The following is a 26,184-nucleotide window of genomic DNA, read 5'->3' as shown; positions in this document are numbered from 1 at the left end:
GAATTGTTCCAGGTGGTTAAAATGCAGCCGGTACCCAACCTTTTCTCCTATCCCCGCTATTGGGCCGAGTGCTACGGCACGGCGCCCTTCCTGCCCATGTCCCGCAAAGAGATGGACAAGCTGGGTTGGGACAGCTGCGACGTCATTCTGGTGACGGGGGATGCCTATGTGGATCACCCGAGCTTCGGCATGGCGGTCATCGGCCGCATGCTGGAGGCGCAGGGCTTTCGGGTCGGCATCATCGCCCAGCCGGACTGGTCATCGAAGGATGACTTTATGCGTCTGGGCAAACCGAACCTCTTCTTCGGGGTGACCGCGGGCAACATGGACTCCATGATCAACCGCTACACCTCCGACAAAAAGCTGCGCCACGACGACGCCTACACCCCGGGGGATGTGGGCGGCAAGCGACCGGATCGCGCCACCCTGGTCTATACCCAGCGCTGCAAAGAGGCCTTCAAGGAGGTGCCCGTCGTTATCGGCGGCATCGAAGCTTCCTTACGCCGTATCGCCCACTACGACTACTGGTCCGAGACCATCCGCCGCTCCATCCTGCTCGATGCCAAGGCCGATATCCTCATCTACGGCAACGCCGAGCGGCCGCTGGTGGAAGTGGCTCACCGTATCGCAGCGGGGGAGACCATCGAGACCATGCAGGATATTCGCGGCACCGCCGTTATCCGCAAGGAGCCGCTGCCGGGCTGGAAAGGGGTGGATTCGAGCAAGCTCGACCAGATTGGCCGCATCGATCCCATCATGAACCCTTATATGGAAGGGGCCCCATGCTCGGACGACGCCACCGAATCGGCCCCTGCCGCGCAGGAAGCCCAGCCGGTGCTGGTGCAGCCGCCCAAGCCCAAGCCGTGGGAAAAAACCTATGTGAAGCTGCCGGCGTTCGAGCGAGTGAAAGAGGACAAGGTGCTCTATGCCCACGCCTCGCGCATTCTGCACCACGAGACCAACCCCGGTTGTGCTCGCGCCCTGGCGCAGGCTCACGGCGATCGCATCGTCTGGGTCAACCCGCCCGCCTTCCCGCTGGAAACCGAGGAGATGGACGGCGTATTCGGCCTGCCCTACCAGCGGGTGCCGCACCCGGCCTATGGCAACGAGAAGATCCCCGCCTTCGAGATGATCAAGACCTCGGTCAACATCATGCGCGGCTGCTTTGGCGGCTGCTCCTTCTGCTCCATCACCGAGCACGAAGGGCGCATCATCCAGAGCCGCTCGGAAGAGTCGATCTTGAAAGAGATCGAAGATATCCGCGACAAGGTGCCGGGCTTTACCGGGGTCATCTCGGATCTCGGCGGCCCCACCGCCAACATGTACAAGCTGCGCTGCAAGAGCCCCAAAGCCGAGCAGACCTGCCGTCGCGCCTCCTGTGTCTGGCCCACCATCTGCCCGCACATGGACACCGACCACAGCCCGACCATCAACCTCTATCGCAAGGCGCGCGACCTCAAGGGGATCAAGAAGATCCTCATCGCCTCCGGCGTGCGTTACGACATCGCGGTTGAAGATCCCCGCTATATCAAAGAGCTGGCCAAGTACCACGTCGGCGGCTACCTCAAGATCGCGCCGGAACACACCGAGGAGGGGCCGCTCTCCAAGATGATGAAGCCGGGCATGGGCAGCTACTACCAGTTCAAGGAGCTGTTCGATAAATACTCCAAAGAGGCGGGCAAGCAGCAGTACCTGATCCCCTACTTTATCTCCGCCCACCCGGGCACCACGGATGAAGACATGATCAATCTGGCGCTCTGGGTCAAAGAGAACCGCTTCAAGCTCGATCAGGTGCAGAACTTCTACCCGTCGCCGCTCGCCAACGCCACCACCATGTATTACACGGAGAAAAACCCGTTGAACAAGGTGAGCCGCACCGGTGGCGATGTGTTTGTTGCCAAGGGCGAGCGCCGTCGCCGTCTGCACAAGGCGCTGCTGCGCTACCACGATCCCGCTGGCTGGCCGATGATCCGCGAAGCCCTGCTCGCCATGGGCAAGGGCCACCTGATTGGCAATGGCCCCGGCTGTCTGGTGCCGCCAGAAGGTAGGAATGAGCGGCGCAACGAGCGCGCCGCCAGCGGCAAGGGTATGAAACCGGCCCTGACTCGCCACAGTAACATTGCCCATCAGCGCGGTAATGGCGCAGGCAACAAGCCGACGGGCGGCAAGCCGGTGGGTTCCCAGCTACAGAAAGGGGCGGCTAACGGCAAACCGGCCGCACAGGGCGAAGGCAAGAATGCTGGCCAGAATGCGGGTAAGAGCAAACCTGCCGGAAAACCCGCCCATAAGGGCAAGGCCCCGACCCGCGCAGGCTCTGCCAAGCCGGGGGCCAAACCCACCACTCAGGGCGGCAAGCCTGCGGCTAAAGGCAATGGTGCCAAGCGACCTGCGCGGTAAGTTTTCCTGATTGAACAGCGATAGAAATAAAAAAGGCGACCGGATGGTCGCCTTTTATGTGGGCTTGTTGAATAATATTGCCATACCTCATTCGCATCGTAATTTTTATGAGAATTTGAGGTCAGTGTTATGAAATAATTGTAGATTCAAGCTATTATAATTATACTTTTTTATCATTAAAGCAAATCTTTGAAAAAATCAGGTTTTTTAATTTCTTTGACATTGAATCCATTTAACTCATCAAAAAGTATATTTGAATCATTTTTTTTCCTAACTATTTCATTTGGTAGGTATACATTGCTACCAATAGTATTGATTTCCAAGTTTTTCAAGAATTTATCATATAATTGAGTATATGATGAGAACTTTTTGAAAGTAATCTGTTCCGTGCTAGGTCCATAAGCTATGTTCGCTGAACCATGTATTATTTCGCAGCCATATTCAGACACTGCGCAATATATTTTTGCATGGGATCGCTGAAGAGGGATTGCTGAGTCAATTAAATTCACGCTAAGATCATATTCATTCAGGGTCTTATAATCCATAATAGCAGAGCTTATGGCCTTCTTGAAAAGATTCAGTGATGCAGTTCGGGTTATTATTTTTGCTTTGTTTTTTGAAAGTTGACTTAGGATGCTGAACCATATGTCAAGTAAATTATCCTCTTTTATATATTGATGCCCTACAAAAGGAGATATAATATATATTTTGTCATGAAATAGTTCCCATCTAACTAAAATTTTCTTTAGTATCTCCATGCACTCTGTTTTTGAATATGTTCCATCTATATTGTCTTCTAACTGTTTTGCACCACGAATATTTCCTAAATTAAAATCTGACGATGAAAACTCATTGTGATTGTAGTCTTTGTAGAATATACCAATGTGTGGTGTACCGCACTGACAATTAAAATGGATGGCAACAATAGCTTTTTCTGGATTATAACCGTAGCCTTTAATATCAAGTACAGTGTAGTTATAATATTGATTGGCCATTTTTTCAAAAATGCTTTCAAAATGTGAATGTGCCTCAACTTCCAGTCCACTATTGCAATTTGCGCAGTTGTATAAAGATTTGGTACTAGTGTTATATTTAACAACTAAGTCATCTAACTTTCCATCAAATTCTATAAGGCCATGAATATCTTGATATGTTGTAGGTTCATGAATATCATAGTCAAGAAATCTAATTTTCTCTGCTCCTGATACGATATATGATTCATCTGGATTTATACTTGGAATTCTAAATGTACCATCACAGTTTTCGCATTGGGAGATCATTTCACCACGGTCATTATCAACTAAGAATATCACCTTGTGAAACTCAATTATATTTGAGCAGTGCGGGCATTTCCCTTTGTAATACTTTTTAATATGCTGTAACATTCTGAAGGCCTTATTATTTTTAACAGAGAGCTTAGGGGGTTCTTCGTTTATATCTAGCCGTTGTATGGTCAGAGTATATTCTATCACCTATGAGATTAATAATCTGGGATAAAGTTGAAGAGCCTCATTGTGAGGATCTTCAATTTAAAAACTGCTATTGGTTATTTTGCGATAACTTTTGAATTTGACCGGAATTTTGTATGTGTTATCTGAGAAATGAAATAATCTTCATCTAAAAATGCTAAAAGACGTTTTACATCTTTTCTCAACATAGGCATTACTATTTTGGGGTTGTTGATATCTGAGGAGTCGACCTCAATGTCTACGCCAAGTTGTTGTGCTGCATTGCTAAGCTCATTAACACTTTTATTTTGTAAAATACATGACTTGTTTATCAGAGTTACCTTCTTTCTTATTACTGAATCAGCGATCACATCAAAATCAAATCCATCATTTAACTTAAAGTGGGAATGTTTTGAAAAAATGACCAATTCTTCTTTTGTTGCTTCTCTGAAATAACTATCGACATTGAATATTCTACGAAGATTATTGAAGTTTTTGAAAAATAACTTATCTCCAAGAAGAATCGCTGTTAGTTTCACATCCAAGGAAAGCCCTTCAGATTTCGCCAAGCTAAAAGTTTTTTTATCCCGAGTTATATTTTGAAAAAGAGTTCGTGTATTATCTATAATTTGTCTCTTATCAAAAGACTGTAATAACACTTTTGTAGCAGACTCACCTCTGCCTGGAATCCCTACAAATAAAGCTCGTATGTTATAAACTGAAATCGTTTCAGGATCCCATTCAGGAATTGCACTTGGCCTATTTATAGCATCAATAACACCTAATGTATCATCGAAACCATTGATGCAAAAACATTCATTTTCATTTGTTGTATAACCGCCACAAAACTCTACTTCATCTGTAAAGGTTGCTTCGAAATCATCATTTTGTTCAATGAAAAGTGTATGTATGGCTGTTTGTGTGTCTGTATCAGCACTTATTTTTAGTATATTTGCAGCGACACTACCATCTGTTATTAAAAATAATTCCATGAGACATCCTATACTTTATGTTCCAATTTAGACTGCAATATATGTATGATCAGTTAATTTTACTACCTTGAAAAAATCAACATTTCCATTAATGATCATTTCTTTTGAGATAAGAATAAAGCCTACACCAGTATCATCTTCAGCCTCATAAAACTTATAACCTAAAAATGACATTACAGGGTTTACGCTGTATGACTCAGAAAAGCTAATATAAACAAACAAACTAAGATAAAAGAAAATAGACATTTCTATTTTCAGAAACTCACTTGGTCCACTTATTAAAGGGAAAAGATAAGTGAGAAAATAATTGGTTATTTCTTTATCGGCAGGTGAAACAGAACGAATATTTTTTGTCGTTGGCCCACATGTCTTTATTGCATAATTTACAATCCATCTGCATGAAGAGATAGTGAGTAAAGCAAATGTTAAATAGATTACACTCCAAATCGGCTTTCCATTCGTATATGCAATAAAAGCAAATGTGATGCAGACAGGAGCTACCGCACTCGCTGTTAGTGCATAACGAATAAATTTGCTTAGCATCAAGATGCAGCTCCTTCAGTAAGTAGGCTGTACATGCATACAGTATATGGTGGAGGAGATTTTTTATCCATTGAACATCTTAAATTCACTCGAGAGAAATGAAATACGGGAGATCCATCCCTCTTTGTAAGGCGTATCACAACCAATTTCCACGCTACCGCCCGTGGATTACAGCTTCCAATATGCTCCCTTGACCTGCGCTGGCAGCTACCCATCGCAGCTCAACAGGTTCTGAATGGCTATGGTAAGCCAAACGAAACTGCCGAGGCGAGCCTTAAAATGATTTAACTATCAGAAATTAATCATTTTTTGCGCTTGATCAGCAAATGGAACCGGAAGGCGGCTTTATAGCCATATTCATCTCTGGCAAGCAGGGAAGGGGAGTGAATAGGGGCGACCTGCTGGTCGCCCCTTGAGATTGCCATATCCGGCGCGTGAAGGGTTAGCCGTTATAGCCGTAGCAGCGCTTGAGCTCTTCGAAGTCGTAGTAGTGGCTGCCGCTCTGGTAGGGTTGGCAGCCCGTCTTAAAGGCGATCTCCTTTTCGTTGTAGAGCATCTTGACCAGCACCTGCCGCTGCCCGTTCTGGTAGATATCCCACTGAATATTGGCGGTATAGGGGGAGACCCAGCCGCCGCGCCACTCGTTGTTCTGCTGGCTGAACAGCTGATCCGGGCTGGCCCCCTGACGGCTCCCTTCCAGCTTCATCAGGGCGGCGAGGGGGATAATGGCTTCGGCATGGGCAAAGCGCAGGGTGGCCCGTCGGCTCTGCTCGCCCTCCACCACCTGACGCTGCACCTCGCCAAACAGGCCGTCGAGCAGCGGCTGGGCAATGGCGTAGGGGGCGCTCTGGTTGGCAAAGCTCGGCCCCTTCTCGTAGAAATCTTCCGCATCGGAGAGGTAGGAGAACCAGGCAGACTCCTGTGGAGTGAGGAACTGCTCCAGCGCCCAGGGTTCGCTGCCCTGTGCCTGCGCTTCGCGGATCATGCCGGGGCCGATGATAAAGAGGTTGTAGAGCATCAGGGCGGCATCCACTTCGTCGCGCACATAGGTCATGCCGCCATCTTCCGGGTTGACGGCGACAAACTCGACGCCGCCCGCCAGATAGTCGACAAAGCCCTTGCTGTAGATACGCTCCAGCATGCTGCGGGCCATTTCTTTGGTCTTGCTCAGGTTTTTAAGCTGATCCAGCGCCCTGGCCAGCTCGGGGGCCGGGGCGATTGCGGCATCTTCGTCGCCGATAAAACGCTGATAGTTCTCATAGGCGGGCAGGTAGCGGGCGTAATCCCCCTCGGGGGTGGTCTTGTGGAAGTAGAGCTCGAACTTGTTGACCAGTTTCTTGTCGATCTTGGAGGGGTCATCCTGCTTGAGGTAGCACTGCGCCGAGTCGCTGACATAGTTCACGTCGCGCTTGAGGCTCTCCATAAAGTAGAAGGCGCTTTCGTTGGCCCTGTCCTTGCCCGAGGTGACCACCTTGATGCAGTGGGGCTCGCTGCTGTTGAGCAGGGTCGGCAGCCGCGCCGCCAGCCGGGTGGCGAGATTGGCGTGCTCCTCCTTGCCCAGCGCCGAGAGCAGGCCATAGCCCAGTTTCTGGTTGGCGGCCGTCACCAGATCGACCTTGCCTCCCAGCCCCTGCCCGAGAGTGGTGAGCGCCCCCTGACGCTGCGCCTCTTCCCAGACCAGCTTGGTCAGCACGTCATATTTCGGGCTGGAGAGGGAGCGCGAGCCGTGGCGCGCCACCATCTCGGTAAAGACCGGGCTGAACCCCTGTGGCGCTGGCTCGTAGCTCTCCGCCTGCTGCTGCGGGCTGTAGACCGCTTTGGTGCTGTATTGATAGGCGGTTTTGCCCTGGCTGTCGGCAGACGATTCGTTCTCTGACTGGCAGCCGCCAAGCAAGACCAGCGAGACGGCAATAGCCACATAAGAAGAGCGCGGGAAAGTCATGATGTTCCTTATCTATCCATATGAAAAATAAGTGAAAAACTCTATGGCTTGAAAATGACCGCGGGATGTCAGCCAGATGACAGGCTGATGACTTCTGATAAAGCAGTAAGCAAGGGGAGGGGATAGAGGATGGCTATAGGGAGGGCAATAGAATCCCTTTTTTCGGGACACCCACCTTTTTGACAGTGGCGTAGGGCTGTTCTTGACTTAAGAGGTCACCGTTGAGGGATGTGCCATGACCATTGCCCGTTCACGTCAAATCAGCTTGCAGGATACGCCTTACTACCATGTGGTCAGCCGCTGTGTGCGGCGAGCCTTTCTGTGTGGTGACGATGCCCATTCTGGCCAGAGTTATGAGCATCGGCGTCAGTGGGTGGTCGACAAGTTGGGGCAACTATCGCGGCTGTTTGCAATTGGCATTTGTGCTTATGCGGTGATGAGCAATCATTATCATCTGGTGCTCAAGGTGGAGCCCGATACCGCAGCCAACTGGAGTGAGCGGGAGGTGGCTGAGCGCTGGGCGGGGCTATTCCAGTGGCCGCATTTGGTCAGGCGCTGGTATCAGGGGGAGACGTTGATCGAGCCTGAACTGGCTGTCGTGCAGCAATTGCTGGCCCAATGGCGGGAGCGGCTTCACTCCATAAGTTGGTTTATTCGGCTACTCAATGAAAATCTGGCCCGTCAGGCCAATCAGGAAGATGGTTGCAAGGGCCATTTCTGGGAGGGGCGCTTCAAGAGTCAGGCTTTGCTCACCGAATCCGCCTTGTTGGCCTGTATGGCGTATGTTGACCTCAATCCGATACGAGCTGCGTTGACCGATCGGCCAGAGCAGAGTGAATACACCAGTATCAAACAGCGCCTTGACGCGCCTGCTACTACTGAGGTTTTGCCACCACTTTTGCTGCCGTTTGCCCGCCAGGGTAAGCCTGAAGAGCTGCCTTATACCTTCAGCGACTACCTGATGCTGGTTGATTGGACTGGTCGTGCTATTCGGCCCGACAAGCGGGGTCATATTCCGGCCCAATTTGGACCCATTCTGGAACGATTGGGACTCGATGCTGTTCGCTGGTTGAAGCAGGTGACGCTGTTCAGGCGACAAGGGATCAGAGTGGTGGGAGACAGATATCAATGTCAGCAGTTTGCCCGCCACTGTGGCCAGCGACGATGCCATCAACCAAGGCTGTGATAGCTTTGCATCCACCCTGCTGATAGCTCCGGGTATTGCACATAGTCCAATAAATGGCTGTGCAGGGGCTGTTGCTTTCTAAACCTGACAATCTCTCCCACCAGCCTACTTTTGCAGGCATCAGCTCGGATACACACCCCTTATTGGGCCTGCAAGTAGCCTAATAGTGGCTTGCTCCAAAAGGTGGGCAAAAGGTGGGTGTCCCAATTTGTTCCCCTTATTGGGCCTGCAAGTAGCCTGATAGTGGCTTGCTCAAAAAGGTGGGTGTCCCAATTTGATTCGGCGACGCTCCCCTGTTACACCTCGCTGCAAGCCTTTATGTCGGTCAATGACGTGGCGGCCTGCATTCCGTCGGCCATCGCCACCCTCGGCGATTTTCGCATGCTGGAGCTGGCCGGGGCGCCGCAGCAGTTCGAGGTGGTGGTTGGCAGACACCGCAAAAGTCAGGGCAATCTCGCCATCGAGTGGCTGGCCGAGGTGATCAAGTCGGTCTGCGATCTTGCCATGCCTAAATAACGTCGCCGTTTGCACAGAGCTGCGCACGCCAGCCAGTTTGCTAACGGCAGGCTGGATCTGCGGGACAAATCCTGCGATGGTGCGGGCAGTTATCCGCTTGTCCCGTTATCGAGTGAAAAGGAGTTGAGATGCGCATTGCCATGATTGGTCTGGGGGATATCGCCCAAAAAGCCTATCTGCCGCTGCTGGCGAGCGACGAGCGGGTCACCCCGCTGCTCTGCACCCGGAGTCCATCGGTGCTGGAGACGCTCGCCCGCCAGTATCGGGTCGCCGAGTGCTTTACCGATGTGGCGGCCATGCTGGCCAGCCGCCCCGACGCAGTGATGATCCACGCCGCCACCGCCGTTCACCGCGAGCTGGCCGAGCAGTGCCTGCGCGCAGGGATCCCCACCTTTGTTGACAAGCCCCTGTGCGACAATCTGGCCGAGGCAGAGGCGCTGGCCAACCTCGCCATCGCGCAAGATTGCACCCTCTTTACCGGCTTTAACCGCCGCTATCTGCCCGCCATGGCCGAGGCGCGCGCCCAGCCGCTCACTGAGCTGAACTGGCAGAAACACCGCTTCGCCCTGCCGGGCAAGGCGCGGGATTTTATGTTCGACGACTTTATCCATGTGCTCGACAGCCTCTGCTTCTATGGCGGCGTGCCGGACGGCGACTTTCATGCGGTATTGCGACCGGATGCGAAGGACAACAGCCTGTTGGCCGGGGTGAGCGTCAGCTGGCAGAGCGGCGATCGCGCCATCAGCGGCAGCATGAACCGCAGCGCGGGGATCACCGAGGAGCGCATCGATGCCTATGGCGACAACCTCTCCCTGCACCTTGAGAACTGCACTCGCGGCAGCATCGCCCGCGACAAGCAGGCACAGATGCTTAGCCCCAGCGACTGGCAGCCGGTGCTGGCCCAGCGCGGCTTTGCCGCCATGCTGGAGCACTGGTATCAACAGATTGAGTTGGGCCGTGCCGATAGTGAGCTGATCGCCTCCTACCTGCATGGTCACCGGCTGGCGGAGCAGCTGGTCGTGCTGGCTGACAAGCGGGGATAAGGCTGGCTGGAAGTGCGCGTGGCATGAATGCGCGGTGCGTGAGAAAGACGCATGAAAAACAACGGGGGCCGCAGTTACGGCCCCCGTTGTTATGGGATGAGATGCATGGGATCAGATGCACTTTACCGGCTTGGGCAGGCCGCCAATCTTGGTCGCCTGCTTGGCGGGCCCTTCCGGGAACAGCTTGTAGAGGTAGCGGCTGTTGCCCTTCTCGGGGCCGTACTGCTTCTCCATCGCCTTGACCAGCGCGCGGATGGCGGGGGAGGTGTTGAACTCCAGATAGAAGGCGCGCACAAAGCGCACCACTTCCCAGTGCGGCTCCTCAAGCGTGATCCCCTCCTGCGCTGCCAGCACCAGCGCCAGCTCCTCGCTCCAGTCGTTGCTGTTGAGCAGGTAGCCCTTGGCATCGGTCTCGATGAGTTGGCCGTTGAATTCCAGCTGATGTTTTTCGGACGCAGACATGGGGGCTCCTCGCTAATGGGGCTATCAGGATTGGGCGGGCATGGTAGCGCCTTGATCCCCGGTGAGCAACCGACTCTCGTTGGCCAGATGCAGCAGCTGATCCGCCAGCTCGCTGATCAGGTTGAGCTGCTGGGTCAGCATCAGCTGCTCCTCGCTGCTATCCGGACTTATCACCGGGCACTGGCTACCGATGGAGCTGGAGGGGTTGCCCGCCAGATGGCCGGCGGCCTGCTCCAGGGTGTGGCAGATGTGGTGGCGTACCTCATCCAGCCCGCTGATGGCCTCCAGCTTGTCGCGATGAGCCCCCAGCGCCGAGATGTAGGAGAGCAGGGCGTGGTTGCGCCAGGTGAGGGTAAAGCAGAGATCGAGGAAGCGGCGGCGCTTTTGCGGCTCCACCAGCATGCTCTGCCAGGCGGTGGCCAGTTCGCTGTCCGCCAGATGGGCGCTCTTGCGCGCCACCCGATAGTCGATGGACTCGTCCCGCTGTTGCTTGAGGCTTGCCAGCACCGCCGAGAGGTAGCGGGCGTTGGCCGAGAGCGAGTTGGCGATAAGCGTTGGCAGCCGCTTGTACTGCCAGTCCGGCCAGAGCCAGGCCACCAGCCCGTAGGAGATCAGGCAGCCGAGCAGGGTATCGAGCAGCCGTGGCCCGAGGATCGCAAAGCCGATGCCATCGAGCAGGTTGAACGCCATCAGCACGTAGAGGGTGATAAAGCAGACCGCGGCGCTGTAGTTGTTGCGCACCTGGGTGAAAAAGAGGAAGGCGGCCAGCCCCATCACCACCAGCTGAATGTGCAGCTCAGGGAAGAGCCAGAGCACCGGAATGCCCACCAGAATGCCGGCGAAGGTGCCGAGCATCCGCTGCACCAGTCGGCGGCGAGTGGCGCTGTAGCTGGGCTGGCAGACAAACAGCACGGTCAGCAAAATCCAGTAGCCCTTCTCCAGGTCAAAGGCTTGCAGTATGCCGTAGCCAATCACCAGCCCCAAGGAGAGGCGCAGCGCGTGGCGAAACACCATGGAGTGCAAGGTGAGGTGCTGCTTGAGCTGGGTCAGCAGCGGCAGGCGGGGTGGCCGCGCCAGCGCGGGCAGCTCCTGCTCCGGCTGTTCGGGGTTTTGCAGCACTTCGGCGCTGCCGAGCAGCTGGTTGATGCTGGCCAGATTGCGGCGCAGGAACTTCATCGGCGTCAGCAGGGTTTTCGGGTAGTGCTGCTTGAGATTGGTGAACTCCAGCTGATCGCTAAGGGCCTCAAGCGTCCAGTGGATGCGCTTGTTATGGGCGTAGGGCTTGTGCACCAGAATGGCGTAACCGAGCCGCTGGCACGCCTCGGAGAGTTGCAGGAACACCTCCTGAAATCCTTCCAGCACTATGCCCTGCTTGAGCTCCGCTTCCAGCCGGCTGTAAGGGTAGTGGCTGGAGGTGGCGCGTTCGTGGATTTCCAGCGCCAGCAGGTAGAGGCGCAGCAGGCTGGCAAGCTCGGGGCTCGCCGGGTGGCGGCGGCTCAGGCGGGCGTTGAGGGCCGATTTGGTGAGGGTCAGCGCACTCACCAGATTGATGTTGAGCTGGGCCAGATTATGGCGAATGGCCTGGGCGCCGTGCTCGTCCGCCGGGAAGAAGCGGGATTTTTCCAGCAGGTAGCGGCCAAGGGCGAAGTAGCTCTGGGCCAGCTGCTCGTGCAGGGTCTTGTAGGGCAGCAGCCAGAGCCAGATAAACGAGACCAGCCCGTACCAGAGGGCGCCAGCGCCGAGCGCCAGTGGCTGGTAGAAGAGATCCGGCGCCTTGGCGGCCCCCAGCATGGTGTAGATGGCGATGAGCAGCGAGCCGAAGCTGATGGTGGCGTAGCGGGCGCCGAGCGCCCCCACCATCACGAAGATAAAGGTGGAGCTGGCCAGCCCGATGGCAAACAGCCAGGGGGTGGGGTAGAGATACTGCACGCACAGGGACGCAAACATGAAGCAAATCAGCGTCATGGCGAGGTTTTTGAGCCGTCCCCACAGGCTGTCGTCGGTTTCGGCGATGGCGCCCGCTACGACCCCGAGGGAGAGCAGCACGGTGAGCTGGATATTGCCGGTGGCCAGGGTGAAGGCGAGCAGACCGAGAATGGCCAGCAGCACTTTGAGAGCGAAGTAGATGTGACTATCGGTCAGCAGTCGGCGCAGCAGGCCAGAGAGATCCATCGGCATGAAACAGGAACAACCCTTGAACGAAACGAGGGCAGGATGTTACCCCGCCAAGCGAGAAGCGGCCCTGATTTGGATCAGGGCCGCTTCGCATCATATCCTTGATTTGCAACTTATCCTGACAGAAACAGGAGCCAATAAAAACCCCGCCGAAGCGGGGTTTTTGATTAGTTGCGGTTGCCGCCAAGCAGGCTCAGCAGGCTCAGGAAAATGTTGTAGATGGAGACATACAGGGTGACGGTGGCGGAGATGTAGTTGGTCTCGCCGCCGCGCACGATCTGCTGGGTGGTCAGCAGGATGGCCCCGGAGGAGAAGAGCATGAACATGGCGGAAAGAGCCAGGCTCAGGGCGCTCATCTGCAGGAAGATGTTGGCAATCATGGCCACCAGCAGTACCCAGAAACCGACGAACAGCATGCCGCCGATGAAAGAGAGGTCACGCTTGGTAGTCAGGGCATAGGCCGACAGACCGAAGAAGGTGAGCGCGGTGCCGCCAAGGGCGGTCATCACGATCTCGCCACCACCATTGTTCATGTACATGTTGATGATGGGGCCCAGGCTATAGCCCAGCAGACCGGTCAGGGCGAAGGTGAAGACCAGCCCCATGCCGTTGTTGCGATTCTTCTCGGTCAGGAACATCAGACCGTAGACGCCGATCAGGAACACGGCCCAGTGCAGCGGCGGCATGTTCATCACGGTAGCGACCCCCGCCACCACGGCAGAGAAGCCCAGAGTGAGGGAGAGCAGCATATAGGTGTTACGCAGCACCTTGTTGGTATCGCGTACGGCACTTTGGGTGCCAGTGTAGATAGAACGGGTATCCATCTTGGGTGTCCTCTTGATGTCCGGGTGAGACGGCGAGCAGCCGCCTCGTGATCGCTGTTTGTTACTGCATGTTTACGCATTGTATGTAGAACAAATAGGGATGACGAGGAACAATTTCAAGCCACCTGCCATTTTGCTCCCGCACACTATCCCACAGGAAATATGTATTGCATATGAACAAGGGCTTAGCGTAGTATGCACGCCGTTCGGAGGGGTGGCAGAGCGGCTGAATGCACCGGTCTTGAAAACCGGCGATGGGCGACCATCCGTGGGTTCAAATCCCACCTCCTCCGCCATATTCAAAGAGAAAGCCCAAGCGGTCACCCGCTTGGGCTTTTTGCATCTGCGGTTTTTACCGGTCCACCTGATGGCCTGCGGCTATTGCCACTCCCGATAGCTGGCGAGGCGGTAACCGCGCTCGGCGATAAGGGCGGGCAGGGACGGGTCGGTCAGGATCGCCAGTTCGTTGAGGCGGGGCTGGCAGTAGGAGCTGCCCTGCATTTCAAGATCGACAAAGGAAGGGTGGCACATGATCTCGAGCGAATGGGCCCCCAGTTCACTGGCCTCATCGAGCAGTTGCAGCAGGCTGGCTTGGGTCAGCTGCGCGCCGTAGAAGCGGTCGTCGAACCGATCGCAGCTCTGCGGGTGGGTGACGGTCAGGCCGTGGCGGGCTATTTCGCCCCGGTCGATGCGAAGGGGCAGGCCATGCGCCTTGGCGAAAGCCTCCACCAGCGGGTAGAGTGTCGGCAACATATGAACATGGTGGTGGCTGTCGATATGGGTCGGCTGCTTGCCGAAAATCGCGACAAAGCGCTGATACTGACTCGCCAGCTCACCGGATATCTCGGCCAGATCCAGCTCTCCCGCCTCGCTCTTGTGCCAGATCCCCTTGTTGAGCTCGCCCTGCTCGTTCACCAGCGAGGTGAGCGGCGTGAGCGGCTTCCCCCAGCTGAGCATAAAGTGCAGCCCGACTGGCAATTCGGGGAAGCGTTCGGCCAGCCAGGCGGCGTGTGCGATAGCGGGGGAGGTGACGATGGCGCTGGTGGAGCTGACGACCCCGTGCTCGAACGCCTCTACGATGCCGTAGTTCTGGGCGCGGCAGAGGCCGAAGTCGTCGGCGTTGATGATCAATCTTTTGCTCATGAGGATTCCCTTGCGGTTAAGCGCCCCGCCAGTTCGGGCGGGGCGTGTTGGCCTCAGGCGAGGGCGTCGATGGCGGCGGCGAAGTTGGGCAGGTGTTCGCGGTGGGCCAGCAGCAGCTCGCGGGCGACGATGCGGGCATCGTTGTCGGAGTGGATCAGCGGGTTGAGGTTCATCGCCAGCAGCAGGTCATCGAAGTCGCCGCTGATGGCAGCCTTGGCGGCGGCTATCTCGAAGCTCTTGATGAGGTGCACCAGCCCGTTCACCTTGTCGTCAAAGCGGGTGAGGCGCGGGTGGGGGATGGCGCCATCACGCCCGATCAGGCAGCTCATCTCCACCGTCCAGTCGGCCGGGATATTGGTGACATGGCCCTGATGGGGCACGATGACGTAGTGCTCGCTCTGCTTGTCGTTGTAGATGGCGCTGATCACCTCGCAGGCCGCATCGGAGTAGTAGGCGCCGCCACGCAGCTCCAGCTCCTTGGGCTTTTCGCACAGCTCGGGGTTCTGGTAGAGCTCGAACAGCTTCTTCTCGACCTGCTGCACCACTTGAGCCCGGGCACCGCCCTTGTAGAACTCGCCCATCTCGATCCCCAGCATCTCTTTCTCCTTGAAGTAGTAACGCAGGTAGGAGCAGGGGAGCAGGCGCAAGCCGCGGATAAAACCGGGGTCGAACGGCAAGTCGAAGATGTTTTTGACCGAGCTGGCGCGGGTCAGGCTGCCATCGGCGACCCCTTCCAGCAGCTCGTCAAAGCGGGATTCGCCGTTGACCAGCACATCGCCGATAAAGACCAGATGATTGAGGCCGAACAAATCCATGGAGAGGTGATCCTGCTCGGTCAGTTTGAGGGCATCGCGCACAAACATCTGCATACCGACCGGAATGTTGCACACCCCGATAAAGCGGCGGAAGTTGGTATGACGGCGCACCGCTTCGGTCACCATGCCGGCCGGATTGGTGAAGTTGATCAGCCAGGCATCCGGGCAAAGCGCTTCGACGTCGCGGATGATGTCGAAGATGACCGGAATGGTGCGCAGCCCTTTAAACAGGCCGCCTGCACCGTTGGTCTCCTGCCCCAGCATGCCGTGGCTCAAGGGGATGCGCTCATCCTTCTCCCGCGCCTGCAACTGGCCGACCCGCAGCTGAGTAGTGACGAAGTGGGCGCCCACCAGTGCCTCGCGGCGATCCAGGGTCTTGTGCAGGGTCATGGGGATGCCCGCCTGGCGGATCATCCGCTGGCAGAGATCGAAGATGATGTTCAGTTTCTCTTCGCCAGCGGGGATATCCACCAGCCACAGCTCGCTGATGGGCAGCTCGGCGTAGCGCTTGATGAAACCGTCGACCAGCTCGGGGGTGTAGCTGCTGCCGCCGCCTATGGTGACTACCTTGATCTTCTCGCTCATAAATCCCTCTTCATCGATCTGTATCGGTTTGATGGTGGCCGCTCTGTCATCAGGGTGAGAGGGGCCGCAGCCCTCTGTGGCAGGGGCTGGTAACAATGGGTTGGTTCTCTTGAACCGGGTTGTTTAGGTCAGCAACTCGCTGGTCTCAGGCTGAACTTTCGAATTTCGGATAGAGATATTTGCGGTAACTGCCCGGGGTAAACGAGGTCAGCTTCTTGAAGTTTTTGATAAAGAGGCTGACGTCGTTGTAGCCGGTCTCGAAGGCGATATCGGCCACCGAGTTGTTGGTCACCTCCAGCTGCATCTTGGCGTAGTTGATCCGGATCTCATTGATGATCTGCATCGGCGTCTTGTTGTAGTAACGCCGGGTGGCCCTGGTCAGATACTCCTGGCTCTTGCCACAGAGGGAGACCATGTTGGCCAGCGCATCCTCGGCAAAGAGGGGGCGATCGTGCATCCGCTCCACGGTTTCGTGGAGCCAGAGCGGAAGATCATCGCTGGCGGAGGTGTCCTTGTAGTGACGCAGCCGGTTCATCACCGCGTAGGTCACCACTTCGAGAAATTCGGTCAGCGCCTCTTCCCTAAACCCCGGCGAGACCAGCACCGACTCGATGTAGCTGAGGAACTCGCTCTTGAGCGGATAGGCCTGTGAGGCGACGAAGTGTTCCGGCAGCAGGTATTTGAAGTGCTCGTCAAAATAGGTACGGGTGATCCCGACGTTGAAGATGCGGGTGGTGCCGAACTCGTAGAAGCTTTGATGGCGGGATCCGAGCGGGATAAAGACCACGTCCCCCCGCTCCAGCAGCACCCGCTTGCCGTTGACCTCCTGATAGTAACGACCGGTCAGTACCAGGGTGAACTCGTAGTAGTCGTGCTGGTGCAAACCGGTTCCGCTCACCTGTTTGTTGTAGATGAACATGTGGAATGGTTTGTTGTTAAACAGTTCGGTTTCCCGGATTGTTTTAACGCTCATGAGTCGCTTCCTGATCTGCGGGCAGATGACGGGGCCTCTCGCCCCGTCCGGAGGTTATTGGTTCTGCAGCTTTTCGTGCAGCTCGATCAGTTCGCTGATCAGCTCACGGGCCAGCATGGAGGTCATCAGGTGATCCTGGGCATGGACCAGCACCAGGGTGACCGGGATCTTGCCTTCCCCCTGATCGTCCTCGATTAGCTGGGTCTGCACCAGATGGGCGGCATTGAGCGCCTCGCGGGATTGGGCCATCAGCTGGTGAGCGGCGGCCAGATCCCCCTCCTTGGCCTTTTTCAGCGCGGTGTAGGCGAGACTGCGGGCCTGCCCGGAGTTGATGATGAGCCCCATTACCACCTCTTCCAGATCGTTGCTGGTGGTGGCCTCTTCAGTGATGTTGTCCAGATCGAACATGTGTCGTTCCTTACGTAAATGCGTTAATTGAAACCGTTAATTAAAACCATGGTTGCGCGCTACCTCGGCAAACCAGTAGCCGCTCTTCTTGATGGTGCGCTGCTGGCTCTTGAGATCGAGGCGGACGAAGCCGTAACGGTTCTTGTAGGCGTTGAGCCACGACCAGTTGTCGATAAAGGTCCACAGGTGATAGCCGCGACAGGCGCTGCCCTCTTCCAGTGCGCGATGCAGCCACTCGAGGTGCTCGCGAATGAACTGGATGCGGTAGTCATCCTCCACCCGTCCCTCGGGACCGATAAAGCGCTCTTCCCCTTCGACCCCCATGCCGTTTTCCGAGATGTAGCAGGGCAGGTTGCCGTAGTTGACTCGCAGGTCGGTGAGGATGTCGTAGATCCCTTTTTCGTAAATCTCCCAGCCGCGGTGGGGGTTCATCTTGCGGCCCGGCATCTCGTAGTAGTCGAACAGATCTTCCGGCGTGCGCGGTACACCCTGCCACGCCACCTCTTTGGCCTTGACCCGGCGCGGCTGGTAGTAGTTGATGCCGAGGATATCCACCTTGCCGGCGGCGAGCAGCGCCTTGTCACCCTCTTCGATCTGCGGCAGCAAGTCGTACTGCTCTAGCAGCGCGACCAGCTCGGGGTCGTAGCTCCCCTTCAGGGCCGGATCGAGGAAGCTCTTGTTGAGCAGCAGATCCGCGATGCGGGAGGCGGCGAGATCTGCCGGATCTTGCGAGCGGGGATAGGTCGGGCTCAGGTTGAGGATGATGCCGATCTCGCCATCATGCTGGCAGGCGCGATAGGCCTGCACGGCACCGGCATGGGCCAGCGCGGTGTAGTAGGCGACGGTGGCCGCCCTACCAAAATCGACCACGCAGGGGTAGTGGTAGTGGCCAAGGTAGCCGCACTCGACCGGCACAATCGGCTCGTTGAAGGTGAACCAGTGCTTGATGCGACCGCCAAACAGGTCGAAGCAGCGGGTGGCGTAGCGCACATAGGCGGCCACCACTTCCCGGCTCTCCCAGCCGCCACGCTCCTGCATGCACATCGGCATGTCGAAGTGGTAGAGGTTGATAAGCGGGGTGATCCCCTCGGCCAGCAGCCAGTCAAAGACGGCGTTGTAGAAGCTGACCGCCTCCTGGTTGATTTCGCCCACCCCGTCTGGGATCAGCCGTGACCAGGAGATGGAGGTGCGAAAACTGTTGTGCCCCAGCTGCTTGAGCAGCTTGATGTCGCTCTCGAAGTTGTCATAGAAGGTAGAAGTGTCGGTCGGGCCGACCCCGTTGTGGAAACGCTGCGGTTCGATGGAGAACCAGTAGTCAAAGATATTGGCGGATTTGCCGCCGCGGTTGGCGGCGCCTTCTATCTGCGGGGCCGAGCTGGCGCTGCCCCACCAGAAGTTATCCGGAAAACGATACTGCATGGGTTACTTCTCCAGGCTGTTAGGGGAGGAGTTTTGCTCCTCCCTTGCTGTCATTGGAATGGCTGTTATCAGAACTTCAGAGCCAGAGCGATATCCTCTTCGCTCTCCTCTTCTTCATCGATGACGTTCTGCGCTTTGTTGGCAATCAGCACGAAGGGGATATACATCATGGTCGCGACACCCAGGTTGAATATCGCCAGACAGAAGGCTGCCACGCTGCCGTTGGTGTTGAAGAAGGCACCCAGGCCGGTCGGCATGGTCCATGGCGCTATGTTGGTGATGGGCGGGATGATCCCGGCGTAGTAGGCCGCCATGGTGATCCCCATCAGTACCGGGTGCACCAGAATGAAGGGCACCAGCAGGATGGGGTTCATGATGACCGGCAAGCCGAACAGGATGGGCTCGTTGATCTGGAACAGGCCGGAGGGCAGACCCAGCTTGGCAACCTGACGGTAGTCATCGCGACGGGAGACCATAAAGATGGCCAGGATAAGGCCAAGGGTGGCACCGGTGCCGCCGAGGAAGACGAAGGAGTCGGTGATCGGTTTGGCCCAGAAGTGGAACTGTTTGCCTGCCTCCAGCGCCGCTTCAACCGAGCCGTACTGGTTGTAGAGGGCGACGTTTTCCAGGGCGAAGGGGAACAGAATGCCGGATTCCAGCGCGGTGAGCGCCAGCATGCCGTGTACCCCGAAGAACCAGAGGAAGGAGGAGAACACCACATAGACCCAGCCGACCAGACCGCTCATATTGGACAGCGGCTTGGCGATGCTGTCCATGATCAGCTGGTGGAAGTTGGTGCCCGCATCGTTCAGCAGATAGGAGATGACCCCCATGATGGAGAGGATGATAAAGCCTGGAATGAGCGCGGAGAACGAGCGGGAGACCGAGGCCGGCACGCTGTCAGGCAGGGTGATCACCCAGTTGCGACGGACGATAAAGGCGAACATTTCGGCCACGACGATACCGATCAGCATGCCAGAGATGATGTTGGCTCCGCCCAGCCAGTTGGCGCCCACCGCATAGGCGTCGCCCACGCTGAACGGCGTGACGGTCATAAAGGCCGCTACCGAGAGCAGGCCCGATGCCAGGGGATCGCTCTTGCGCTCTTCGGCCAGCGCCAGACCGATAAAGAAGGGGGCCATCAGGGACATGATCCCCAGAGTGCCGTTATAGACGTTGCCACCGATGCTTTTGAGGCCGTCTAGGGTGGCGATGGTGGCAGGATCGAGCCGCACACCGATGGAGTAGAAGAAGGAGCCTTCGTCAAAGCTCAGAAAGACGTTGTTGATGAGAACGAACATGGCCCCGACCAGCGTCAGGGGCATCAGCTTGATAAAACCGTTCTTGATGGCGTTGACATGAGGTTGTTTGCCCAGCTTGACTGCTATGGGCAGTATGACCTTCTCCAACGATGCGATGATGTTGCTCACAGGGGTCTCCTTACTGCGCGAGGCTCTTCTTGATGGAGGCTACCGCCGCCTTCAGTACGCCGAGGCCATCGACCTTGCCGTAGAGCAGGGTGTCGATCACCTCGACCGGCTTGCCCGGCAGTTGCTGCTGGATCTCCGGCAGCATGTAGGCGATTTGCGGGCCCAGCAGCACCAGATCGGCATCCTGTCCCTTCTCGCCAGCCAGGGTCTCCGGATAGGCATCGATCAGCACCGGCACATCATATTTTTCCGCCTGCGCCTTCATCTTTGAAACCAGCAGTGAAGTGGACATCCCGGCAGAGCAAAACAGGTAAATACGCTTCTTTTCCATAACCCTTCCCTCAACGCTTGAAAACCAAATGAACAGATCGGTCGAGATGCGTGCCTGTTGTGTTATCAAGACACATCAATCATCTCCTATTGACATGATTGTAATGAATCACTGGATTTACCTGGTATTTCAATACTTATATCAATAGTGTCTAATTGACATTTGGTGTTGCCACTGTTCACACTTTTGATGGCGGATATCAGAATAAGAACACGTAAAACAGTCGGTGCAGGGGATGTGATAGATTTATAAGTTGTTTTATTTCAATTAATTATAATTTCTTGTGAGGTGTGTGAGCCTCTTTTTTTTAAAAAAAGAAATAATTGGTGAAATGTCACAATTTTTAAGTAATGCAACGTGGTTGATGTTTCTGTTTTTTGGGTCAGGAGGTTGGCCTTGCTATTGAAGTGTGTGCAAATTGACTAATCTGTTTGGCTTCGCTTCTGTGCCTCACAGAGATTGGCGACCTCGTTGTGATGTATCGACGGCGCAAGATGGTTGACAATGAGAAGAGGGAGGTATCACACCTCCCTCTTTTAGCTTTATGCCTGACAATAGCAATGCCTTAGCAGACCATGGCTGTTGACTGATCACAGTTTGTTGTCACTGGGGGTAAACGACGATGAATCGCAATCATCTCCTGGGTCAGATCCATCAGCAGGACTGCGTTCATCACATGGTCCTGGGCATGAACCATCACGATCTGGACGGGCAGTTTTCCCTCCCCAGCATCGGCTTCAATCAGCTTCGTTTGCACTGCATGAGCGGCGTGGAGCGCCCCCCGCGCCTGCTCGACCAACTGCTCTGCTTGTTCAAATTCCCCGTTACGTGAATGCCTCATGGCCTCCATCAACATGCTGCGGCAGCTACCTGCACTCACAATCAGGGTCATGACCTGTTCTTCGAGCTCCATGATCGCTCCTTAGATCAGCGTCAGAGCATGGTCGAGGATCTTTTCCCCATCCAGCATACCGTAGTGCATCATATTGATAGATTCGACTTTTTTGCCATATTGAGCGGCTTGTTCCTTGCAGGCTGCCAACTTGTAGCTGATTTGCGGGCCCAGCAGTGCACAGTCAAACGACTGTATGGCCTCTTTGAACTCCTGCATGCCTTTGGCCTGAATGTCGACCTCAAGTTGACGGCGGGCCGCCACATCCTGCATTTTTTTCACTACCAGACTGGTAGACATGCCCATATCACATACCAATAGGATCTTTTTCATTTTTAACTCCTTCTGCTCACCCATTCAGGGCGGGCGCGATTTGCTGGATTAGAAATTCCGTCAACAAAGGGATAGGGCGGCCACTGGCCTGGGTATAGTCACCACGGCGCAAGGCGGTACCACTCACATCCAGATGAGCCCATGGACGGTTGCCACAGAATTTACTCAGAAAATAGCCCGCAGAGACAGCAATCGCTGCGTTATTCGGGGGAGTATTGGTGAAATCTGCTATATAGCTCTTGATTTGCGGTTCAAAACTGTCGTCAAACGGCAATGCCCATAGGCGATCCCGACTCGACTCAGCCGCCCGGGTCAGGGCTGAGCCCAACGCAGGGTCATTACTCATCAAGCCGCTGATGTCATAACCCAGCGCCTTGACGACGGCGCCTGTCAGCGTGGCCACATCGATAATGCAGCGAGGAGAGAGCTGACGATCCGCAAATGCAATCCCGTCCGCCAATACCAGCCGCCCCTCGGCATCGGTGTTGATGATCTCGACGGTGTGACCAGCATAGGTCGTGACGACATCGCCAGGCCGCATGGCGCGATCCGTCGGCATATTTTCAGCCAATACCAGCACGGCATCCAGATTGAGAGGCAGCGTCAGACGTCGCACGGTATCAATCAGTCCGAACACCACGGCAGCACCGCACATATCGTACTTCATGGTGCGCATGCCCTCGCCCTCTTTGAGCCAGAGGCCGCCGCTGTCAAAGGTGACCCCCTTGCCCACTATCGCGTAAGGCTGGGCATCACCGCCCCCCCGATAACGGAGCAAGACCAGGCGGGGAGGGTTCAAGCTCCCCTTGCCAACCGCATGCAATGCCCCCAATCCCAAGGTACGGATCGCCTCCTCATCGAGAATTTCACAGCTGACCTCGTCATGCTGCGCGGCATAGCTCGCCAACTCATCGGCCACACTCACAGGCGTACAATCCTGGCTTGGTCGATCAGCCATGCGCCGGGCAAGTCGCATACCGTAGCTGATGGCACAACACTCCTTCAGCAGCGCCTCGGCCAATGGATGCTGCTCTGGCGCTGCCAGCAGCCGCAGTGCCGGCTCTGCATGGCTGGGGGCGGAGCGATAACCGAGCAGAGGCAGTTGGTAGAACTGGTTTTGCAGCGTGACGATGCAGTGGCGCAACGCAGTCCGTTGCGCCGGGTTTTCCAGCGAAAAGGGGGTGATGTCGAGGGCAACACACTCGGTTCCGTCACCGGGTACTACACGGATCAATGCATCGGTCATCTCGCGCAATCCCGCCGGCTCCAGCAGCGTCTGATGGTCGGCCGCCAGCCAGGTCAGACGCTGGCACAGCCCCGCCAACCCGACATCGAGCGTGGTGCTCTGACGACCGTTCAACTCAACCAATAGTGCCGCGATGGGCTGCAAGACAGATTGCTCCCGATAGCCATGGGCCCCACCCTGCCACAGCAGCAAATGCGCCGTCGCCGGCAAGGGGGTAGACCAGAGCGTTACTGACGCATCAAGCATGATGGGATTCCTCCACGGGGGCACTGATACGGGCGAGATAGGCATTCAACCAAGTCTCATCAGCCTCGTTGTAGAGGGTATGATCGCCTTCACGCCGAGCCAGAAAAACCGTCGGTGCAAGGGCATGGTTGGCCACGACAAAAGAGAAGCTGTCGATATTGGTTGCCGCACCAAACTCGCCTTCGCGATTCATGCAGACGACCGACAGATCCCCGGCACGCCCATAGCGGGCCAGCAGACGGGCTTCCAGCTCATAGACGGCAGACTCGGCTGCCATCTGCGGCGTCATCCCCCGCCCCATACGTTGAACAATCTCGTAACTGATGCACCCCTTCATCAAGTCTTCACCCAGGCCAGTGGCCGTCGCGGCCCCCATGGTGCTGTCGGCATAAAAACCACTACCAGAGACCGGGGAGTCTCCCACCCGTCCTGGCCGCTTCATAAAGAGGCCGCTGGTTGAGGTTGCGACACAGATTTTGCGGCTATGATCCAGGGTGATAACGCCTACTGTGTCGTGGCCGGTATAAGGATTGAGGCCACGGGCCAGGGTTTCGCGGCAGCGCTTGCGATAGTGCTGCAAGGCCCGCTCGGTCAACATTTTCTTTTGCTCGAATCCCTTGTGGATAGCCCACTGTTCAGCGCCGCCCCCCACCATGAAACTGTTGAATCGCTCTTCGCTCAACGCCGCCGCGATCATGACCGGGTTGGCCAGATTACGCACGCCAGCCACGGCCCCCATGGCCAATGAGTCGCCATCCATAAAGGCAGCATCCAGTTCCACTTCGCCATCCTGATTTGGCAGGCCACCGTATCCAACTGACTTGTAGAGGGGATAATCCTCTACCTGTTTGACTGCTTGCAACACAGCAGAGCGAGCATCCCCTTTGTCAGCCAGCTGCCTGGCACTGGCACTCAGACCTTCGTAAGCCATCCGCCAGGTGGCGATAATGCCCCATTGATGATTAACCATTGCTTACCTTCTTGTTTGATTGCAGTGAATGTGACGACTCCCCATGACTTTCGGCCGGGCTCTCTGTCCCCTGATACTGGCGATCCAGAACCTTGAGGAAGGGCAGATAAATCATGGCGCCAATCACCAGATTGAATAACTGGATGAGGGCACCGCTAAGATGGCCTGTAACGATAAAACCACTGATGACAGGGGGCAGCGTCCAGGGGATATAGACCCCGGTTGTCGTAGAGACCAGACCCGATGCCATCGCGATGTACTGGATGGTCACCAGCACCACAGGAACCAGATTGAACGGGATCAGCATGATGGGGTTCATGATGACCGGAAGGCCAAACAGTATGGGTTCGTTGATATTGAAAATGGAGGAGCCAGCGGCCAATCGGGTCATTTTCTTGATGTGCTGGCTACGGGCAAAAATCAGCATCGCCAAGACCAGCGACAAGGTCGCGCCGGAACCCCCCATCCAGATCATGTCGTAAAACTGCTCTGTGACAACGTGCGGGGGCAGCAAGCCGGCATGAGTAGCAGCCAGGTTTTCGGCCTGATTGTCCATCCAGAATGGACGCAGGATCCCGTTAATCATGGAACCGGAGTTAATCCCGACCGACCAGAGTGAGCTGATGCTGAGCACCGTCAAAATGGCGCCAAAATAGGAGGTGCCAAAATGGCGTACCGGCATGGCAATCACTGTGTAGATAAATTCATGAATGGTGTGATAAGCGGTGGATGCAAAGAAGACCCGGATAGCCAGCGCCATGGAGAGAATACATAGGGCCGGGATAAGCGCAGCAAATGATTTTTGTACTGCTGGCGGTACCCCCTCCGGCATTTTTATCACGATATTGCGACGCAGGAAGAGGGTGAATATCTCGGTCCAGACAATCGCGCCCAGCATGGCCACAAACAAACCCTTGGAACCGATCCACTCCATGGGGATCACCGCAGCACCCTGCGCATCCACGCTAAATGGCGTCAGGATCAGGAAACAGGAGAGCGACAAGATACCGGCTGAGCTTTTATCGATATCATTGCGTTCCGCCAGACGATAGGCCACCAGATAAGAGACAAACAGCGCCATGGTTGAGAAGATCGCATTAAAGGGCACTTCAATCGTCGCCCCCCACTGCTCACCAAAGATGGATGCCATAAAAGCTTTGTAACTGTCGCTGGGAAACGATGAGATGACCAGCAGGATCGAACCCACGATGATGAACGGCATAAACGAGATATAACCATCCCGAATTGCCCCCAGATGACGCTGTTGAGCGAGGCGCCCTGCCAGCGGCATCAATTTGCTTTCTATCAATCCGACCACGCTCTTCATTTGCGTTCCCCAAGCCACTAAAGAAATGATGCAATCAGTCGATACAAGACGTCATGTTTGACTATGCTATTCCATTTAATTGCATTTTTTAGTGACAGGTATCACGCACCCAACAACCAAGTATCACTTGATTGCGTATTTTTTGTGCCGTGCCCTCACTCTTCCGGGTTCTCTCCAGCTCCTGTTTTTACCTCTATCTGGCTTGCAGCGGACAATTAACCGCAAGCCCATGCAGCAACGCCACGACGCAACAAGCTTCACCGAGAGTCGGGTTTCGGCAGGCAGCTGAGCCTTTGATATCGATGATGCGTGAGGTGGGGGTAATTTACTCTTTTCAGAATTCGTCAGCGGATAAAGGACGCAAGGCTGGTCTCTAGGTACTCTTTAGCTCATTGCTATCAGATAGCCCGGTCTGAACGGCCGGATAGTCAAAATCTGCTGGTTGGTGAGTTTGATGTCCCTGTAGTGGTCTAATCATCCCGGACACCATTTTAGGTGGTACAGTCGCCACCATGACCTGAGGTGTTCAATGACAAGA

The 26,184-nt window shown here is 55.5% G+C and carries 23 protein-coding genes and 1 tRNA gene; 5 read left to right on the top strand and 19 right to left on the bottom strand.

Features of this window, described 5'->3' with window-relative positions; all coding sequences use genetic code 11:
• Nucleotides 1-21: 21 nt before the first annotated feature.
• The gene (locus tag G5182_RS14905; RefSeq protein WP_421254480.1) at nucleotides 22-2,397 is read left to right on the top strand and encodes a YgiQ family radical SAM protein; all 2,376 of its coding nucleotides are present in this window, start codon (nucleotides 22-24) and stop codon (nucleotides 2,395-2,397) included.
• 176 nt (nucleotides 2,398-2,573) lie between these two features.
• Here G5182_RS14905 and G5182_RS14900 read toward each other — a convergent pair whose 3' ends face one another.
• From G5182_RS14900 to G5182_RS14885, 4 genes are all read right to left on the bottom strand, one after another.
• Nucleotides 2,574-3,782: a hypothetical protein gene (locus G5182_RS14900; RefSeq protein ID WP_421254479.1), complete on the bottom strand. Its 1,209-nt coding sequence runs from the start codon at nucleotides 3,780-3,782 to the stop codon at nucleotides 2,574-2,576.
• 161 nt (nucleotides 3,783-3,943) lie between these two features.
• The gene (locus G5182_RS14895; protein ID WP_421254478.1) at nucleotides 3,944-4,837 is read right to left on the bottom strand and encodes a Kiwa anti-phage protein KwaB-like domain-containing protein; all 894 of its coding nucleotides are present in this window, start codon (nucleotides 4,835-4,837) and stop codon (nucleotides 3,944-3,946) included.
• Nucleotides 4,838-4,864: 27 nt separating this feature from the next.
• A complete protein-coding gene (locus G5182_RS14890) occupies nucleotides 4,865-5,380 on the bottom strand; it encodes a hypothetical protein (RefSeq protein ID WP_421254477.1) in 516 nt (171 codons plus the stop codon).
• 442 nt (nucleotides 5,381-5,822) lie between these two features.
• A complete protein-coding gene (locus G5182_RS14885) occupies nucleotides 5,823-7,322 on the bottom strand; it encodes a histidine-type phosphatase (RefSeq protein ID WP_421254476.1) in 1,500 nt (499 codons plus the stop codon).
• A gap of 235 nt (nucleotides 7,323-7,557) precedes the next feature.
• Between G5182_RS14885 and G5182_RS14880 the strand changes: the two genes are divergently transcribed.
• The 3 genes from G5182_RS14880 (at nucleotide 7,558) to G5182_RS14870 (ending at nucleotide 10,067) form a co-directional block, all read left to right on the top strand.
• The gene (locus tag G5182_RS14880) at nucleotides 7,558-8,508 is read left to right on the top strand and encodes a transposase (protein ID WP_227342209.1); all 951 of its coding nucleotides are present in this window, start codon (nucleotides 7,558-7,560) and stop codon (nucleotides 8,506-8,508) included.
• A gap of 264 nt (nucleotides 8,509-8,772) precedes the next feature.
• Entirely contained in the window at nucleotides 8,773-9,024 is a 252-nt protein-coding gene (locus tag G5182_RS14875; RefSeq protein WP_227342210.1) for a hypothetical protein, read from the top strand.
• Nucleotides 9,025-9,152: 128 nt separating this feature from the next.
• Entirely contained in the window at nucleotides 9,153-10,067 is a 915-nt protein-coding gene (locus G5182_RS14870; protein ID WP_227342212.1) for a Gfo/Idh/MocA family protein, read from the top strand.
• Nucleotides 10,068-10,178: 111 nt separating this feature from the next.
• On the opposite strand, the gene G5182_RS14865 is transcribed toward G5182_RS14870, so the two are convergent.
• The 3 genes from G5182_RS14865 to G5182_RS14855 form a co-directional block, all read right to left on the bottom strand.
• Nucleotides 10,179-10,529, bottom strand: a complete 351-nt coding sequence (locus tag G5182_RS14865) for a TusE/DsrC/DsvC family sulfur relay protein (RefSeq protein ID WP_019446869.1) — start codon at nucleotides 10,527-10,529, stop codon at nucleotides 10,179-10,181.
• Between the two features lie 24 nt (nucleotides 10,530-10,553).
• The gene (gene yccS / locus G5182_RS14860) at nucleotides 10,554-12,707 is read right to left on the bottom strand and encodes a YccS family putative transporter (RefSeq protein ID WP_421254475.1); all 2,154 of its coding nucleotides are present in this window, start codon (nucleotides 12,705-12,707) and stop codon (nucleotides 10,554-10,556) included.
• 164 nt (nucleotides 12,708-12,871) lie between these two features.
• On the bottom strand, nucleotides 12,872-13,528 hold the full coding sequence (locus G5182_RS14855) for a Bax inhibitor-1/YccA family protein (protein WP_005338308.1): 657 nt from the start codon (nucleotides 13,526-13,528) through the stop codon (nucleotides 12,872-12,874).
• A gap of 208 nt (nucleotides 13,529-13,736) precedes the next feature.
• On the opposite strand from G5182_RS14855, the gene G5182_RS14850 reads away from it, so the two are divergent.
• A tRNA-Ser gene (locus tag G5182_RS14850) sits at nucleotides 13,737-13,824 on the top strand.
• An 82-nt stretch (nucleotides 13,825-13,906) separates the two neighbouring features.
• Here the strand turns inward: G5182_RS14850 and chbG are convergent.
• The 12 genes from chbG to G5182_RS14790 form a co-directional block, all read right to left on the bottom strand.
• A complete protein-coding gene (gene chbG / locus G5182_RS14845) occupies nucleotides 13,907-14,671 on the bottom strand; it encodes a chitin disaccharide deacetylase (protein ID WP_227342216.1) in 765 nt (254 codons plus the stop codon).
• A 53-nt stretch (nucleotides 14,672-14,724) separates the two neighbouring features.
• Nucleotides 14,725-16,071, bottom strand: coding sequence for a 6-phospho-beta-glucosidase (locus G5182_RS14840; protein WP_227342218.1), 1,347 nt, complete (start codon nucleotides 16,069-16,071; stop codon nucleotides 14,725-14,727).
• A gap of 145 nt (nucleotides 16,072-16,216) precedes the next feature.
• Nucleotides 16,217-17,044: a transcriptional regulator ChbR gene (chbR, locus tag G5182_RS14835; protein WP_069554568.1), complete on the bottom strand. Its 828-nt coding sequence runs from the start codon at nucleotides 17,042-17,044 to the stop codon at nucleotides 16,217-16,219.
• 54 nt (nucleotides 17,045-17,098) lie between these two features.
• Nucleotides 17,099-17,452 (bottom strand): PTS N,N'-diacetylchitobiose transporter subunit IIA, encoded by a 354-nt coding sequence (gene chbA, locus G5182_RS14830; RefSeq protein WP_005350025.1) that lies wholly within the window; start codon nucleotides 17,450-17,452, stop codon nucleotides 17,099-17,101.
• Nucleotides 17,453-17,488: 36 nt separating this feature from the next.
• Nucleotides 17,489-18,871, bottom strand: a complete 1,383-nt coding sequence (locus G5182_RS14825) for a glycoside hydrolase family 1 protein (protein ID WP_227342219.1) — start codon at nucleotides 18,869-18,871, stop codon at nucleotides 17,489-17,491.
• A gap of 68 nt (nucleotides 18,872-18,939) precedes the next feature.
• On the bottom strand, nucleotides 18,940-20,301 hold the full coding sequence (gene chbC / locus G5182_RS14820) for a PTS N,N'-diacetylchitobiose transporter subunit IIC (protein WP_227342221.1): 1,362 nt from the start codon (nucleotides 20,299-20,301) through the stop codon (nucleotides 18,940-18,942).
• A 10-nt stretch (nucleotides 20,302-20,311) separates the two neighbouring features.
• Nucleotides 20,312-20,632, bottom strand: a complete 321-nt coding sequence (locus tag G5182_RS14815; protein ID WP_005350034.1) for a PTS sugar transporter subunit IIB — start codon at nucleotides 20,630-20,632, stop codon at nucleotides 20,312-20,314.
• 565 nt (nucleotides 20,633-21,197) lie between these two features.
• Nucleotides 21,198-21,545 (bottom strand): PTS lactose/cellobiose transporter subunit IIA, encoded by a 348-nt coding sequence (locus G5182_RS14810; protein ID WP_227342223.1) that lies wholly within the window; start codon nucleotides 21,543-21,545, stop codon nucleotides 21,198-21,200.
• 9 nt (nucleotides 21,546-21,554) lie between these two features.
• Entirely contained in the window at nucleotides 21,555-21,857 is a 303-nt protein-coding gene (locus G5182_RS14805; protein ID WP_227342225.1) for a PTS sugar transporter subunit IIB, read from the bottom strand.
• Between the two features lie 16 nt (nucleotides 21,858-21,873).
• Nucleotides 21,874-23,349 (bottom strand): leucyl aminopeptidase family protein, encoded by a 1,476-nt coding sequence (locus G5182_RS14800; protein ID WP_421254474.1) that lies wholly within the window; start codon nucleotides 23,347-23,349, stop codon nucleotides 21,874-21,876.
• Nucleotides 23,342-24,319 (bottom strand): N(4)-(beta-N-acetylglucosaminyl)-L-asparaginase, encoded by a 978-nt coding sequence (locus G5182_RS14795; protein ID WP_227342228.1) that lies wholly within the window; start codon nucleotides 24,317-24,319, stop codon nucleotides 23,342-23,344. Before G5182_RS14795 ends, G5182_RS14800 begins: the two co-directional genes overlap by 8 nt.
• Nucleotides 24,312-25,646, bottom strand: a complete 1,335-nt coding sequence (locus G5182_RS14790) for a PTS sugar transporter subunit IIC (protein WP_227342229.1) — start codon at nucleotides 25,644-25,646, stop codon at nucleotides 24,312-24,314. Before G5182_RS14790 ends, G5182_RS14795 begins: the two co-directional genes overlap by 8 nt.
• Nucleotides 25,647-26,184 lie beyond the last annotated feature (538 nt).

Source organism: Aeromonas sp. 600948 (assembly GCF_049174875.1).
Taxonomy (GTDB): Bacteria; Pseudomonadota; Gammaproteobacteria; order Enterobacterales; family Aeromonadaceae; genus Aeromonas; species Aeromonas veronii_A.
Note: the sequence above shows the minus strand (reverse complement) of the source record. Positions and strands in the feature narration are given on the sequence as shown.